The sequence below is a fragment of the Burkholderia catarinensis genome, from assembly GCF_001883705.2.
Classification (GTDB): domain Bacteria; phylum Pseudomonadota; class Gammaproteobacteria; order Burkholderiales; family Burkholderiaceae; genus Burkholderia; species Burkholderia catarinensis.
In genome coordinates, this window is sequence record NZ_MDEQ02000006.1 from 100,426 (window position 1) to 115,862 (window position 15,437).

The window sequence follows — 15,437 nt, forward strand, 5'->3', positions numbered from 1 at the left end:
GTTCTAAGGGATTTCCCGCCTACGGCGACGCTCGCCGCGCGCCGTCAAGACACTTATCCCGTCACGCCGTTCCGGCGAGTCTTCTCGACTGACCGACCACACACCATGCGCAACCTTTCCCTGAATCAGAAACTCGCCTCGATGATCGTCATCCTGTGGCTCGGCCTGCTCGTGATCGCCGGGCTCGGCGCGTGGCAGACGCGCGCATCGATGATCACGGACCGCCGCGACCAGCTCGCCTCGCTGATCGCGCAGGCCGCGAGCGTGACCGACCATTACTACAAGCTGTCGCAGCAGAACGCGATGCCGGAAGCCGACGCGAAGCAGAAGGCGCTCGAAGCGATCGCCGCGATGCGCTACGGCGCCGACGGCTATATCTCCGTCAACGATTCGAAGCCCGTGATCGTGATGCATCCGATCAAGTCCGAGCTCAACGGCAAGGACGTGTCGAATTTCACCGATCCGACCGGCAAGCACCTGTTCGTCGAGATCGTGAAGGCCGGCAACCAGGAAGGCGGCAAGGGCTTCGTCGAGTATCTGTGGCCGAAACCGGGCGCCGACAAGCCGCAGGAGAAGACCAGCGCGGTGCAGCGCTTCGCGCCGTGGGACTGGTATCTGGTGACGGGCATGTATATGAACGACGTGCGCACGGCGGTGCTCGCGAGCGTCGGCCGCTGGCTCGCGATGACGGCCGTGCTCGGCGGGATCGCGACCGCCGTGATGGTGCTGGTGCTGAAAAGCGTGCGCGCGAACCTCGGCGGCGAGCTGGAAGTTGCGCTCGACGCCGCGCAGCGCATCGCGCAGGGCGACCTGACCGCGCGCGTCACCGTGAAGCACGACGATCGCGGCAGCCTGCTGCATGCGCTGCACACGATGCAGGGCGGGCTGATCGACATGGTGTCGCGCGTGCGGATGGGCACCGAGAACATCAACGTCGGCGCGAGCGAGATCGCGTCCGGCAACACCGATCTTTCGCAGCGCACCGAAGAGCAGGCGGCCGCGCTCGTGCAGACCGCGTCGAGCATGGACCAGATGACCGCGAACGTGAAGCAGAACGCGGACAGCGCCGCACAGGCCGCGACGCTGGCCGGCGAGGCCGCGCAGGTCGCGACGCGCGGCAGCGCGGTGGTCGACGACGTCGTGCGCACGATGAACGAGATCACCAACCGCTCGCACAAGATCGGCGACATCATCGGCGTGATCGACGGGATCGCGTTCCAGACCAACATCCTCGCGCTGAACGCGGCCGTCGAGGCGGCGCGCGCGGGCGAACAGGGCCGCGGCTTCGCGGTGGTCGCGGCCGAAGTGCGCTCGCTCGCGCAGCGCTCGGCGACGGCCGCCAAGGAGATCAAGTCGCTGATCGTGTCGTCGAACGAGACCGTCGAACACGGCGCGACGCTCGTCACGCACGCGGGCGAGACGATGGCCGAGCTCGTGCAGTCGGTGCGGCGCGTGAACGAGATCCTCGACGAAATCAGCCATGCGTCGCGCGAGCAGAGCGCCGGGATCGAACAGGTCAACCGCGCGGTGGGCGAGATGGACCAGGTCACGCAGCAGAACGCGGCGCTCGTCGAAGAGGCCGCGGCCGCCGCGCATTCGCTGCGCGATCAGGCCGAAGCGCTGCGCGACGCCGTCACGCGGTTCGCGCTGCCGGCCTGACGGCGCAGGCCCGGCGCACGCGCGCTCACGCGGCGCCGCCGGGCCGCGATGCGGCCGCGCCGGTGCCGAGCCCCAGCCCGGCCGCCCGCTGGATCAGTTCGACGTCGTTGCTCGCGCCGAGCTTCTTCATCGCGCTGATCTTCTGCGCACTGACCGTCTGCTTGCCCTTGTTCAGGCGCTCCGCGATCGTCTTGATCGGCATGCCCGACAGATAGAGGCGAATCACCTCGATCTCGCGCGCCGACAGTTTCACCGGAGGCTGGTCGCGCTCGCCGAACGCGTCGACCGCGCGCCTGACGAGCGGCGACAGGTAGCGCCCGCCGCTGTAGCTCGAATGGATCGCCGTGACGATATGGCCGACTTCGTCGAACTTGCTGACGATGCTCACGCCGCCGATCTCGAGGATCGACCGGAAGATCAGCGGGTTCTCGTTCGCGACCAGCGCGACGATCCCCGTGTTCGGGCGTGTGCGCCGCAGCCAGTCGAACAGCGCGAGACCGTCCATCTGCTCGTTGCAGCGGATCGAATAGTCGACGAGCACGATATCGCAGTCGACACCGCCGAGCGACGCGACCAGCTCGGCCGCACTCCGGTAGACCGCGGCGAGCTCGATCGCACAGGCGCTGCCTGCGACCTGCTCGATGCCGGCCAGCGTCAACGGCCAGTCGTATGCGAAGACGATGCGAACACTGAATTTCCTCATGCGCAATTCCAGGTGGTTCACCGGCCGCGCGGCAAGGAGCGCGCGCGGCCGGTTGGCGTTGAAAGGACGTTCAGGCTATTTTTAGCCTGAACGTCGATTCTAAGAAGCCGGGCGCGGGCGGGATATCGGACGAGATACGGATCGGCCGCCTGGGACGTAATACAAGTTTGATATTTGCGCGGGTTCGAGCGGCCGGCGTCCGGCGCCGGGCGGCCGCCGGCATCGGCCGGATGGCCGGCGTTGCACGCCGCGCGGGCCATGCGGCCCGCCAGCAGGTAAAATTGCAGCCTTTGCATGCCACTCCGGGCCGCCGGCGGCGAGCGACGCGCCGATGCCGGCCGCGCGCCACCGCCCTTTTGCCGGCTGCCCGACCACCCCGCTTCCCTCATGACCGAATCCGATCTGCAATCCGACGACACCTCCATCCACGAAAGCGGCCTCTGGCGCGACAACGGCTGGACGGCCCGCATCATCAAGAACGAAGATGACGACGGCTGGGCCGTCGAGATGATCAAGGACGGCGAGTCCGAACCCGCGCTCGTCGGGCCGTGGACCATGGGCCGCGACAAGAAGAACCCGAAGCCGATGGACGCGAACGCGTTCCGCACGCTCGTGAAGACCGTGACCGAGGTGCTGATGCGGCACGAGCAGCAGCGGCGCGCGATGCTGCACAAGGAAGTGACGGTCCAGGGCGAGGACGGGCAGGACGTGTCGGTGACGCTCGATATCGTGCCGGACGAATTCGAGCCGTACGCGCAGCTCAAGGCGCTCGATCCGTACGGCGCGCTGCTGGCCGACGCGAAGGTGTCGGCCGGATTCAAGCTCGACAAGGCCAGCGCCGAGCGCTGGGTCGCATCGGGCTTCGAGCGGCCGGCCTGACCGGGCGCGGCACGCCGACGCGCGCGATCAGGCGCCGACGCCCTGCCGCGCGCGCCGCAGCCGGCGCGCCGCCAGCTTGCGCCGCACCAGCTGCTCGAACTGCTGCGTCGCGGCCTCCGGATCGCGCGCGGCCAGCCCGAACGCGTTGCGCGCGAGCTGGATCGGCGTCAGCACGATGCCCCACGGCAGCCCCCACCAGCCGAGCACGGCCGACGCGAGCAGCGCGACCGCCTGCTTCTTGCGGCCGCAGCGGCGGCAGCATATGTGGCGCCGGGTCGCCCAACGCGTGACGAACACCAGCGACACGACGCGATGCGACGCATGGACGTCGACCGGATGGTCGTCGCGACGGCAGAGCGGGCACGGCCCGTAACGCCAGTCGTGCACGTACTGCCAGACCTTCGCGTCGGGCACCCGTTCGGCCTCGACGACGATCGGGTGCGCCTGCGCGCACGCCGGGCTGCAATAGCGGCGGCCGTCGATCGACCGACCGCCGACCAGGAACGTCCTGCCGCAGTGACTGCACTCTGCCACGATGACCTCGGATAAGCGTGATGCGCCGCGTGCCGGCCGCGCGCGCATCGATGCGCCGGCGGTCCGGACGGGCCGTTTCCTGTCTTAACGGCCGCCGCCGCCCGGTCTTGAGCGGATGCGCGCCGCCGCGCGTCAGCCGTGCAGCCCGTGCGCGGTCATCAGGCGATACAGCGTCGCGCGCGAGATGCCCAGCTCCGCCGCGACGTCCGCATGCTGGTGCCGGTGGCGCATCAGCGTTTTCTCGATCGCGTGCCGCTCGGCCTGCCGGCGCGTTTCCGCCAGCGTCGGCAACCGCCGCGACGTGTACTGGCGCAGTTCGAGATCGGCGGCCGAGATCATCGGGCCGTTGGTCATCACGACCGCGAACCGGATCCGGTTGATCAGCTCGCGCACGTTGCCGGGCCACGCATAGTTGTGGATCGCCTCGACCGCGCACGGCGTGAAGCCGCGAATCCGGTGCGAACCGTCGTCGCGATAGCGCTGCAGCACGTGGTCGGCGAGCAGCATGATGTCGCGGCCGCGCGCGCGCAGCGGCGGCTCGTCGATACGCAGCACGCACAGGCGGTAGTACAGGTCGGCGCGGAACCGGCCCGTCTGCATCGCGGCCTCGAGATCGACGTGGGTCGCCGACACGATCCGCACGTCCACCGGAATCGGCACGTGCCCACCGAGCCGCTCGATCCTGCCTTCCTGCAGGACCCGCAGCAGGCTCGCCTGACTCTCGAACGGCATGTCGCCGATTTCATCGAGAAACAGCGTGCCGCCGTGCGCGGCCTCGATACGGCCGATCTTGCGCTGGTGCGCGCCCGTGAACGCGCCGCGCTCGTGGCCGAACAGCTCGGCCTGCAGCAGCGTGGACGGGATGGCCGCGCAGTTCACGACGACGAACGGCGCCTCGGCACGCAACGACTGCTGGTGGATCGCCGCCGCCGTCAGTTCCTTGCCGGTGCCGGATTCGCCGGCGATGAACACGGTGGCGTCCGTGTTCGCGACCTTGCGGATCGTCGCGAACAGCCGGCGCATCGCATCGCACGCGCCGATCATCGTGCCGCCGGGCGGCGCCGCATCCGCGGCCGGGTCGCCGTCCGCGAGCTTCAGCATCCCGTACGCATGGCCGACGAGATAGCCGATCGTCGCGTAGGCCGTCGCATTGCGCACGTAGTCGAAACAGCAATGGCGGATCAGCCGCGCGACGATGAGCTCGCGCAACCGCTCGTCGTCGGCCAACGCGACCCAGCCGACGCGCGGGTCGCGCAGCAGCGCCTCGAACGACGCGACATCGGGCGACGCGAAGCTGGCGAAATCGACGATGCCCGCATGCGAGCGGTTCGCCTTGACGAGATTCAGTGCGTCCGCAACGGTTTTCGCGCGCCACACGTCCCAGCCGCGCGACTCGAGGCAGTCGACGAGCGCGGCATCGTGCTGCTGCGACAGGTAGACGAGCGGCCGCGACGGCACGACATGGTTGTGCCGGACGGCGGCGAACGGCGCCGTACCCGCGTCGCGTTCGAAATCCAGCGGGTCCGACACCCTCATCTGGCAGCAATGGTTCACGATGGCCTCGTCGCGTAGGGTTGGTTGTCGGAACAGAGCCGTTGCCGGATCGCGTACGGCGGGGCCGATGATCCCGCTGCGCGACGCCGGCCCGTCCCGGTTCGACGTTTCGTTATCGGCAGAAAACAACGCGCTGCGTGTAGATTTGCGGCTCGACGACCGGCTTCGCGGAACGATTGAGGTCGTCGCGATAGGCCCGGTAGGTCTTGCCGTTCACCGTCACTTCCGTCGCACGGGCCGTCTCGATCCTGTCGAGCCCGTTGCGCTGCCACTCGCTCACCCGGTCCGCCGCCGACACGCTCGACTCGCCGGCGATCTTCTGCGTGATCGCGCTGCCGTCGCTCCACGGCTGCGTCTGCATGTCCTCGGCATGCTGCATCGCGCCGACCGTCTTGCCGCTCGGCGCCGGCCCGTTCCGCGCTTCGAACGGCGTACCCCGCCCGTACACCGGCGATTGCCACGACGGCGCGTGACCTTCCTCCGGCATCATGTAAATCATCTGCGGGTCGCCGATCATCATCATCGGCGCGCATGCCGTGTTGTCGGGACGGCCGAGCGTCGTCAGCGCCTGCGCGACGCTCGCGGCGTTCGCGAGGGTCTGCTCGTTCAGGATGACAAAGACCGCAGGGTTCTGAAAAACCGCCTGCGCAGCGGCTTGTGCGCTGTACAACAGTAGAGCGACCAAAAAGATCCTCATGATTGAGGCCTCCTTGCATCCTCGTCGGGCAAAAAGAGGTGTTGACCTCGGGGATGGGACCAACACCCGTCAAACAGGCAACGACCGCCGGGCATCGGGTCCGAACGACTCCCGTGCAACCTGCGTTCCGGTTACACGGGAGACCGACCCGCGTGCTCACGACGACGTGCTCGTCGAGATGACAGTCGGAGCCGGCGCAACCGGTAAAGCCGGGGCAGCCTGCTGGTCGAACGTGGCCGGCGGCAACGCCTGCGCGGGATCGGTCAGCGCGGGCATGTCGACGGACGGCGCAGGTGCGGCCGAGGATTCGACCGCGTCCGGCACCTTCGCGTCGGCTGCCGGCATGTCGGCAGGCGCCGCGGCTGCGACAGGCTGCGCGGGCTCGGGGGCCTTGTCGGCAACCGACGGTGCAGGCTCCGGTGCCTTCGTGTCGGCGACCAGCGCGGCAGGCGCTTGCGACGCCTTGTCGGCGACAGCCGATGCGGCGATGACGGCTGCAGCCGGCACGGCTGCCATCGCGGCCGCGGCTGCGGGCACGGCGGCGACAGCCGGCGCAGCAACAGCCGGTGCGGCTGCGGCGACCGCCGGAACTGCGACAGCCGGCACCGCGGCAACCGGCGCGATCGACGGCACCGGCACAGGCACAGGCGCTGCCTGCACCGAGGTCGTTTCCACCGGGCGAGTCTGCGCGGGTGCCGGCGCGGCGGAGCCGAGCGGCGGCAAGCCCATGCGGTTGCGCACGATCGGATCGCGATACTTCACGTCGTCCGCGACGGTCGCTTCGACGCTCGGCGCCACGTTCGAACGCGCGAGCGGCGCGGTCGTGCCCGGGCACAGGTGCCCGGTCGCTTCCACCGCGCGCCGGTTCGCGTCGCTCTGGCAGAGCAGCGCGAGCGCCACGTCGGTCAGGCCCATCGCACGGAATTCACGCGCATCGAGACGCCGGACGCACGCCTGGTCGACCAGCGTCGTACCGCCCGTCGCGCCGAATCCCGGGAACGACACGCCGACGCTCACCGACCCCATGCAGGTGTCGGACAGCGTGGTCGTGAGGCCGGGCGCCTGGATCGCCGGGTTCGTCTTGATCGTCTGCGTCCCCGAGTAGTTGACGTTTTCCGATGTCTGGGTGTTGTACGGGTTGGTGCCGGGCGAGCCGGACGACTGGAGCGAACTCACGCTCTGCGGCGTCACGCTCGAGCCGCCGCTCGTGCCGGACGGCATCGTGACGTTCACGTTCACGCTCGAATTGCCGCTGCCGCGAACCCCGCTGGAGCTGGTGGCGTTGCCGCCGCGCGAGCTCGTGGTGTTCGTGTTCGTGCTCATGCTCGAGCCACCGCCCTGGCTGACCGCCGTCGACGACGTCGAGGACTGCGCGCTCGACGTCGAATCGGCGGTTTGCGCGTGGGTGCCGATCGCGGACATCGCGAACATCGCCGCACATGCCACCTTGATCTTGTTGCTGTTCATTTCACTCTCCGGACGAGGTTTGACCTCCCACCCAGCCAACCGCACTAATTCCCCTGAATCCCTTCAGCTTTGCCTGCTTCCCCGAACTGCTTCCAGCCGCTGCCCAGCTGGGACCACGAGCCGGCCGACATGCCCTGCCACTGCTGGGCGTCCGGTCCGCCGATGGCACTGCCCGACGAAAGCGTTTGTTGTTCTGACGGTTTGGTTGTCTGGTCAGGGTGGTTTGACGTCTGCAAATTCGATTGCACGTCGTCGGCAATACGGTCAGCGCCATACGCCGTCAGAGACGCGAGCATCAGAGCGGCGGCAATCAGTTTCTGCTTCATGCCAACTCCTTACGTGACAACGATGCGGGAAAAGAGACCAGCGTCGCTGGGAAACTGGCCCCCCCCCACACCTGACTAATGACTGCTTCCGGTCGCGCTCGAACTGCCCTGGCTTCCGCCCGATGCGGACGGCGAACCGGCCGGACCGGTACTCCACACGGTCGACGAGTTGTAATGATTCGAACCCGTGATCGCGCCTGAACCGCCACTGCCTGTCAGGCCGGCAGCACCCGCGTTGGCATAGCCCTGGTCGTTCCCGCCCGTGGCCGTGTAGTGGTTCGCGCCGAGTACGATCGTGGCGGTCACCCCTCCCGACAGCGCATTTGCGTTCTCGTTCGTGCTGCTGTTTCCGCCGTACGAGCCTGCGGCACCGATACCGCCGCCTGCCGCGAACGCGCCCCCGTTCGTGCCCGAACCGCTGGCCGTCGAGGTCGAGTTGTGGAAGGCGGATGCCGTGCCGACGGAACCAGCGGGTGTGACGGTACTGCCTGCGTTCGCGCCCGCCGTCGAAGTCGAATTGCTGGTATAGCTGCCGGACCCGACCAGCACCGAACCTGAAACACCCGCCGCAACGGATTGCGTCTGGTTGGTCGTGGAGAGCCCCGCTGCCAATGCAGCCGACGATAAGACGGTGAGCGCTGTCGCTAAAATAACGTTGGCTTTCATAGCAATTCCTTGCTGTGATGAAGTTCGGCGGTGGCGGAGCCGGGTCTCCCCCCATCGAGCGGAACCCGGCATCCGTGCCGCCAGCCAATGACGAACGCTGCGCGTCGCGGCTTAGTGGTGGTACGTCCAGCCGATCGAGCCGGCATTCGCGCCGCTGGTGCCGCCGGCCTGCGAGCCGCCGAAGCCGAAACCGCCAACCGACGACGATTGGGTGTGGCTCGTGTACGAGATCGAACCGCTGCCCGGGCCGCCGGCGATTGCGCCCGCTGCGCCGAGCGCCGCGCCGGAATCGGTCGCGGTGAAGTGGCCGAACCCGACAACTCCGGCCATCGTCGAACCGCCGCTCGTCGAGCTGCTGCTCGACACCGTGCCGCTACCTGCGAACGCTGCACCCGAAACGGCCAGGACTGCTACTGCAATGAGAAGCTTCTTCATGGTCGACTCCATAACGGCGTGGATGGAATGAGCCAGGAAGATCGCACGCCATCAACCTCCCTGATTTTAGTGATCCTGAAAATAAGGATCACTATTCAATTAATAAAATTAACTGCCATTCCAATTAATGCACTAGGCAATTTTGGCCAGCAGAATTCTAGCTTCTTATTTTTAAGTTTCCAAAATTTATTAACAGGTGTTTTCGATGAATTTTATGAACATTGAATCAGGATCGAAAACACCAAAATAAAATCAACCGGAATGACGCGCACATCCTTCCGGATCGCGATATTCGACACCCCGCCGGACAGCATACCGGCACGCGGCATCCGTTTCCGGAGTCGAAAAATCGCGAACATATTTACCACCGAAAAATGCAGCGTCGTTCAAAATGCTCTTTTTATTCGAGCGACGACGAGCCTGCATTGCAGCCAGGTGGCATGTCTTCTCCCTGAGCTACCGACGAAAGGTCGTCCGGATAATCCGGACGACGGGCGTTCGATTTAATCCGGCCGGAGCCGGCATTGGCCAGGCGCGATCGAAACCGCCCTGCACGGCCGAAGACGAATCGGCATCACGCTGTCCGGCACGAACAGCCTGATCCATCCGGGTGAACTGAATGAAGGCGAGCACCGCTGTCGCCCGATTGCCGCGCGGCGCGACAACCGCTCCAGCACGCGAAGCGCGCGGAGGCCAAGAAATCGGCATGGAGAAACCCGCGAAGCTGGCACCGTGTCGCGAGCAACACCCCGGCCTGTCCGACTACCCCGCTCGTGCGTAAAGTACGCACCGATCAAGCGACTGCTTTTGGTCTTCATCGCTGTTTCCCCGACTGCTTATTGACGAGTTGGTCGCCCCATCTCTTCGTTACGTCATGTCGACCGCTCGCCGGTGCGTCCCATGCCGCAAGCAGCGTGCCACGCGTTATTCCACCGCGCATTGCGCGCGGCGAACGCCCCTCACGCCGGCACGTATCGCCAGGAACGGCATTTTTTGTTTCAGGAATGTATCGCAACAACGATTCGGCACCCGCCGCGATCATTGCGCGCCGCGAAGCAATCCCGGGATTAGACGGACGAATCCGGCACGCGGACCCTCGCCGAACGGCCAGGCGAACGAGTGTTTCAATCTTGAGAAGCGCGTCGTCGCGCTGGCCGGTCGGCGCCGGTCTTTCCGCTTGCAAACCACGCGTCACGGCCCGTGCAGCCGGCCTCCGCGGTCCGGAAGAACAGGAATCGCAGCGTGGCGGCGCCCTGCTCCGCAAGCCCGTGCGACCGCCGCGGAAATGCCGGCGACACGCATTCACCCCGATGACCGAAACGAATTTGATTCATCCGTGAAAATACCGACACGATCACGCGTCGATCGACAGGCGGAGCGATCGGTAAAAAATAAATTGTGCACCGGTCGATGAAGGTGCCGCCCGGCCATTTATTTCATAAAAATTAAAACGAATGAAAACGTTCGATCCCAATTGGGCCCAGCGCATCAAATTTCAACTTCCATTCAATCTGCCTTTCACACCCGGATCGCCGGATAGACGATGCCTTAAAAAAACGTTTTCAATCCGGAATCGGTGCGATTCTCACCCATGAAACATGCGCATTCAACGCCTGTTTGACACCATCAACCCCGCAAAAGCCTGATTTATTGCGAGTTTCTTCGTATCGAATCGCATCGATCCGGCATTCATCCGAGTCGCTTTCCTGTCCCCACGATTCACGCACGAAACACAATGTCGCGCGCCACGCGTCGATCGCACGGCCGCGCCCGCGCACATTGGGTCTGCGCCGTCACTGGCATGCCGATTGCCTGACATCCGGCTCCAATCGAGCGGCACGCCACGGCACGAAGCACACGGACGGCGGCCAGCTCGTCAATCAGCGTGTCGGGGAAAAGGCGATGAAGATCACCACCGATCGATCGACGTTCGCGTCGTTCAAGCATCAACGGGGTTGTCAGCGAAACCGGAGCGCCTGTCGCGGCGCTTCGTCGACATCGGTACATGCGGACCGGCGCTTGCCGAAACGATGCCCGTGCAGCGGGATGGAGCGTGTGCGCGCAGCCGTCGAGCAAATCGACGCAGGGTTCCTGGAGATGCTCGACGATGGATAGTATGGGCGGGCGGCCGACTACACGCTGCCGGTAATGGTCACGGAGCTCGGCGTCGACGGGTCGAATTCGCGCAAGCGCGACGAGCTCGACGAATTCCAGCGGCGCTGTGGCGCTATCCGCTGCTGAAGGCCGTGGTCTATTCCAACGCCATCGATACGCCCGGCGCACGATGTGCCGGACTGGTGGATCGCGCCGGCGTTCCTGCAGACGACGGTCGTCTGACGGCCGGCGGCGCGTCAGCCGAGCAATTCCTTTTTCCGCAGGTGCACGACGTCGCGCATCGGCGGCGCGCCGAACAGCCGGCTGTATTCGCGGCTGAACTGCGATGCGCTTTCGTAGCCGACGACGGCAGCCACCGACCCGACGTCGCCGCCCTGCCGCAGCAGCAGCAGCCGCCGCGCCTCGTGCAACCGCAGCTGCTTCTGGTACTGCAGCGGGCTCAGCGTCGTCACGTGCTTGAAATGATGGTGCAGCGACGACACGCTCATGTTGACCGCCTGCGCGAGCGACTCGACGCGCATCGGCTCCGTGAAGTGATCGCGGATCCATTCGATCGCGCGCGCGATCCGGTGCGTCTGGCTGCCCGCGATGGCCATGTGCCGCAGCCGCGTGCCCTGCCCGCTCGTCATCAGCCGGTACAGCAATTCCTTTTCGATCAGCGGTGCGACGACCGGAATATCGGCCGGCGTATCGAGCAGCCGCAACAGCCGCAGCGCGGCGTCGAGCAGCGGCGGCGTCAGCTCGGCGAGCGCGATCCCCTCGCCTTCCGGGCCCGCGTCGGGCTCGGGTAGCCGCATCTCGGCCGCGAGTTCGACGATGCGCTGCGGATCGAGCGTCAGCGACAGGCACAAATAGGGCGCATCCGGCGACGCGTGCGTCACGCGCGACAGGATCGGCAAGTCGATCGACGTAATCAGGCAATTCTGCGTGTCGTATTCATAAGCCTGGCCGGCCACGATCACGCGCTTCGCGCCCTGCGCGGCGATCACGAGCGCGGCCCGCGACACGCCGCAGCCGAGATCGACCGGGCGCGTGTGCCGATGCAGCATCAGGCCCGGCACGGCCGTCGAATGCGAGCCGTCCGCCGGTGCGAAACGGCCGATCAGCGACGCCAGTTCGCGCCGCCCGGATTCGCGCGACGCCACGATATCGGTCATGTCCATGACGCATCCTCGATTGATTTCCCCATGTCGCGGGAGCATAGCGAAACCGCCTGCGGCGTGCCGGGGATTTGCAGGATTGTTCAATAAATTTGCAGGATTGGGTAGACGCAAAAACCGACGTCTCGCGCACACTCAGGGCCTGCTCACGCTCATAGCGGGCTTGCGAACGTGCGTTGCCGGTCGTAGTGCAAGGAGAGAGGAGCGCCGTTTGGCCGCGCCAAACAAGCGACGATCGACGCCGCAATACGGCCGGCAACGCACGTTCCCCTGTTTGGAAAAATTCATTCGTGGGGCTGGTCCCCAGAAGGGCCGATCGCGGCGTCATGCTCCTCGCGAATACGTCGAGTATTCGCTTCGTCGCATTCCTTGCGCTCGGCCCTTCTGGGGACCAGCGCAAGCCCGCTATGAGCGTGAGCAGACCCTGTAACCGGGCGCATGCCGGGTTTTCCCCACGGAGACAATCACAATGCCTACCTCGTTTGTCCTGAACGGCAAGAACGTCACGCTCGACGCCGATCCGTCGATGCCCGTCCTCTGGGCGATTCGCGAACACGCGGGACTGACCGGCACGAAATTCGGCTGCGGCATGGCGCAGTGCGGCGCGTGCACCGTGCATCTCGAAGGCCAGGCCGTCCGCTCGTGCGTGCTGCCGCTCGCCGGCATCGCGGGCAAGCACATCACGACGATCGAAGGCCTGCAGAGCAAGCCCGCGCAGGCCGTGCAGGCCGCATGGGTCAAGCTGCAGGTGCCGCAATGCGGCTATTGCCAGTCCGGCCAGATCATGTCGGCCACCGCGCTGCTTGAACAAAACCCGAAGCCGACCGACTCGGACATCGACGCCGCGATGAACGGCAACCTGTGCCGCTGTGCGACCTACGCCCGCATCCGGGCCGCGATCCACGACGCGGCCGCGACGCTGGGAGCCTGACCATGACGATCGAACTCGACAACACCGGTTCGGTGCGCCCGTCGCGCCGCACGTTCCTGAAGACCGCGGGCGCCGCGGCCGCCGTCAGCCTGACCATCGGCTTCGAATGGGCCGGCCTCGGCCGCCGCGCGCTCGCCGCGACCGCGCCCGCCGCCGGCTTCGCGCCGAACGCATTCCTACGCATCACGCCCGACGGCACCGTCACCGTCATCGCGAAGCACGTCGAAATGGGCCAGGGCGCGTATACGGGCATCGCGACGATCGTCGCCGAGGAGCTCGACGCCGACTGGTCGAGCGTGCGCGTCGAAAGCGCGCCAGCCGATGCGAAGCGCTACGCGAACCTCGCGTTCGGCACGATGCAGGGCACGGGCGGCAGTTCGGCCATGTCGAACTCGTGGCAGCAACTGCGCGAAGCGGGCGGCAAGGCCCGCGCGATGCTCGTGTCGGCCGCGGCGGCCCGCTGGAAGGTGCCGGCCGGCGAGCTGACGACAGCGGGTGGCGTCGTCACGCACGCGAAGAGCGGCAAGACGGCCGCGTACGGCACGCTCGTCGCCGATGCGTCGAAGCTGCCCGTGCCGGACAAGGTCACGCTGAAGCAGCCGGCCGATTTCAAGCTGATCGGCCACCGGATTCCGCGCGTCGACGCATCGGCAAAATCGAACGGCACCGCGCATTTCACGCTCGACACGACGTTCCCCGGCATGCGCGTCGCGCTGCTGCAGCGCCCGCCGCGCTTCGGCGCGACGGTGAAATCGTTCGACGCGACGGCCGCCAAGGCCGTGCCGGGCGTCGTCTCGGTCGTGCGGGTGCCGGGTGGCGTCGCGGTCGTCGCGACGGGCTTCTGGGCCGCGAAACAGGGCCGCGACGCGCTGAAGGTCGAATGGGACGAAACGAACGCCGAAAAGCGCGGCTCGGACGAGATCATGCGCGAATACCGGCAGCTCGCCGACAAGCCGGGCACGTCGGCACGCAAGGATGGCGATGCCGACGCGGCGATCGCGGGCGCGGCGCGCAAGATCAGCGCAACCTACGAATTCCCGTATCTCGCGCACGCGCCGATGGAGCCGCTCGACGCGGTCGTCAAGCTCACGGCGAACAGCTGCGAGATCTGGGCCGGCGACCAGTTCCAGACGGTCGACCAGGGCAACGCGGCCAAGGTCGCGGGCCTGAAACCCGAGCAGGTGCAGATCCACACGCTGTATGCGGGCGGCAGCTTCGGCCGGCGCGCGAACGCATGGTCGGACTATGTGGTCGAGGCCGTATCGATCGCGAAGGCGCTCGGCGCGGACGGCAAGCCGGTCAAGCTGCAGTGGACGCGCGAGGACGACATCCAGGGCGGCTTCTACCGGCCGATGTACTTCCACAAGCTCGACGCAGGCCTGACCGCGGACGGCCGGCTGGTCGGCTGGCGCCACCGGATCGTCGGCCAGTCGATCCTCGCCGGCACGCCGTTCGAAGCGTTCATGGTCAAGAACGGCGTCGACGCGACGTCGGTCGAGGGCGCGGCGAACCTGCCGTACGCGGTGCCGAACGTGTCGGTCGAACTCGCGACCGCGAAGACGGGCGTGCCCGTGCTGTGGTGGCGCGTGGTCGGCAGCTCGCACACGGCCTATGCGGTCGAGGCGTTCATCGACGAAGCCGCGCACACGGCAGGCAAGGATCCGTACGCGTTCCGCCACGACCTGCTCGCGAAGGAACCGCGCATGCGCGCGGTGCTGGACCTGGCCGCGCAAAAGGCCGGCTGGGATCCGGCCAAGCCGTTGCCGAAGGGCCGCGGGCGCGGGATCGCGGTGGCCGAGGCGTTCAAGAGCTACGTCGCGCAGGTGGCCGAAGTGTCGGTCGACGCGGACGGCAAGGTGAAGGTCGAGCGCGTGGTGTGCGCGGTCGATTGCGGGATCGCGATCAATCCCGACATCGTCGCCGCGCAGATGGAGGGCGGCATCGGCTTCGGGCTCGGCGCGGCGATGCACAGCGCGATCACGCTGAAGGATGGCCACGTCGAGCAGCGCAACTTCGACGGCTACAACGTGCTGCGGATGGCGGAGATGCCGAAGGTCGAGGTGCATATCGTGCCGTCGGCCGAAGCGCCGACCGGGGTCGGCGAGCCGGGCGTCGCGCCGGTCGGTCCGGCTGTCGCGAACGCGATCTTCGCGGCGACGGGCAAGCGGCATTACGTGCTGCCGTTCGATTCGGCGGATAGCGCGAAGGCTTGACGGGCGGGTGGATACGCCGGCCGCGGGGCGAGGTTTGCCCCGCGGCCGGCGTTTTTTGTTGGACGCGGCCTGATGTAGGGTTCGATGTCGGCAAAAAT

The 15,437-nt window shown here is 66.7% G+C and carries 16 protein-coding genes; 6 read left to right on the plus strand and 10 right to left on the minus strand.

What is annotated here, in order from left to right:
- Positions 1-105 precede the first annotated feature (105 nt).
- Complete coding sequence (locus BFF94_RS11420) at positions 106-1,659, plus strand: methyl-accepting chemotaxis protein (protein WP_219139340.1); 1,554 nt, start codon at positions 106-108, stop codon at positions 1,657-1,659.
- Positions 1,660-1,684: 25 nt separating this feature from the next.
- Here the strand turns inward: BFF94_RS11420 and BFF94_RS11425 are convergent, their stop codons facing one another.
- Together BFF94_RS11425 and BFF94_RS11430 are read right to left on the minus strand one after the other, a co-directional pair.
- Entirely contained in the window at positions 1,685-2,362 is a 678-nt protein-coding gene (locus BFF94_RS11425; RefSeq protein ID WP_219139341.1) for a LuxR C-terminal-related transcriptional regulator, read from the minus strand.
- A 17-nt stretch (positions 2,363-2,379) separates the two neighbouring features.
- Positions 2,380-2,658 carry a hypothetical protein gene (locus tag BFF94_RS11430; RefSeq protein ID WP_158062116.1) on the minus strand — a complete coding sequence of 93 codons (279 nt, stop codon included), beginning with the start codon at positions 2,656-2,658 and terminating at the stop codon, positions 2,380-2,382.
- 91 nt (positions 2,659-2,749) lie between these two features.
- On the opposite strand from BFF94_RS11430, the gene BFF94_RS11435 reads away from it, so the two are divergent.
- Entirely contained in the window at positions 2,750-3,241 is a 492-nt protein-coding gene (locus BFF94_RS11435) for a hypothetical protein (protein WP_128849397.1), read from the plus strand.
- A gap of 27 nt (positions 3,242-3,268) precedes the next feature.
- Here BFF94_RS11435 and BFF94_RS11440 read toward each other — a convergent pair whose 3' ends face one another.
- The 7 genes from BFF94_RS11440 to BFF94_RS11470 form a co-directional block, all read right to left on the minus strand.
- Positions 3,269-3,775 carry a hypothetical protein gene (locus tag BFF94_RS11440; protein ID WP_219139342.1) on the minus strand — a complete coding sequence of 169 codons (507 nt, stop codon included), beginning with the start codon at positions 3,773-3,775 and terminating at the stop codon, positions 3,269-3,271.
- A gap of 132 nt (positions 3,776-3,907) precedes the next feature.
- On the minus strand, positions 3,908-5,329 hold the full coding sequence (locus BFF94_RS11445) for a sigma-54 dependent transcriptional regulator (protein ID WP_128842950.1): 1,422 nt from the start codon (positions 5,327-5,329) through the stop codon (positions 3,908-3,910).
- A 112-nt stretch (positions 5,330-5,441) separates the two neighbouring features.
- On the minus strand, positions 5,442-6,026 hold the full coding sequence (locus tag BFF94_RS11450) for a hypothetical protein (protein ID WP_128842951.1): 585 nt from the start codon (positions 6,024-6,026) through the stop codon (positions 5,442-5,444).
- 156 nt (positions 6,027-6,182) lie between these two features.
- Positions 6,183-7,493: a chemotaxis protein CheA gene (locus BFF94_RS11455; RefSeq protein ID WP_219139343.1), complete on the minus strand. Its 1,311-nt coding sequence runs from the start codon at positions 7,491-7,493 to the stop codon at positions 6,183-6,185.
- 44 nt (positions 7,494-7,537) lie between these two features.
- Entirely contained in the window at positions 7,538-7,819 is a 282-nt protein-coding gene (locus BFF94_RS11460; RefSeq protein WP_128842952.1) for a hypothetical protein, read from the minus strand.
- 75 nt (positions 7,820-7,894) lie between these two features.
- Complete coding sequence (locus tag BFF94_RS11465) at positions 7,895-8,485, minus strand: hypothetical protein (RefSeq protein ID WP_128842953.1); 591 nt, start codon at positions 8,483-8,485, stop codon at positions 7,895-7,897.
- 111 nt (positions 8,486-8,596) lie between these two features.
- On the minus strand, positions 8,597-8,920 hold the full coding sequence (locus tag BFF94_RS11470; protein WP_128842954.1) for a hypothetical protein: 324 nt from the start codon (positions 8,918-8,920) through the stop codon (positions 8,597-8,599).
- A gap of 27 nt (positions 8,921-8,947) precedes the next feature.
- Between BFF94_RS11470 and BFF94_RS11475 the strand changes: the two genes are divergently transcribed.
- Positions 8,948-9,145, plus strand: a complete 198-nt coding sequence (locus BFF94_RS11475) for a hypothetical protein (protein ID WP_128842955.1) — start codon at positions 8,948-8,950, stop codon at positions 9,143-9,145.
- A gap of 1,677 nt (positions 9,146-10,822) precedes the next feature.
- Entirely contained in the window at positions 10,823-11,035 is a 213-nt protein-coding gene (locus tag BFF94_RS37825) for a hypothetical protein (protein WP_246637277.1), read from the plus strand.
- A gap of 236 nt (positions 11,036-11,271) precedes the next feature.
- Here BFF94_RS37825 and BFF94_RS11485 read toward each other — a convergent pair whose 3' ends face one another.
- A complete protein-coding gene (locus tag BFF94_RS11485; RefSeq protein WP_128842958.1) occupies positions 11,272-12,198 on the minus strand; it encodes an AraC family transcriptional regulator in 927 nt (308 codons plus the stop codon).
- 466 nt (positions 12,199-12,664) lie between these two features.
- Here BFF94_RS11485 and BFF94_RS11490 point away from each other — a divergent pair, with 466 nt between their 5' ends.
- Together BFF94_RS11490 and BFF94_RS11495 are read left to right on the plus strand one after the other, a co-directional pair.
- The gene (locus BFF94_RS11490; protein WP_122947639.1) at positions 12,665-13,126 is read left to right on the plus strand and encodes a (2Fe-2S)-binding protein; all 462 of its coding nucleotides are present in this window, start codon (positions 12,665-12,667) and stop codon (positions 13,124-13,126) included.
- A 2-nt stretch (positions 13,127-13,128) separates the two neighbouring features.
- On the plus strand, positions 13,129-15,339 hold the full coding sequence (locus BFF94_RS11495; RefSeq protein ID WP_219139344.1) for a xanthine dehydrogenase family protein molybdopterin-binding subunit: 2,211 nt from the start codon (positions 13,129-13,131) through the stop codon (positions 15,337-15,339).
- The last annotated feature ends 98 nt before the right edge of the window (positions 15,340-15,437 follow it).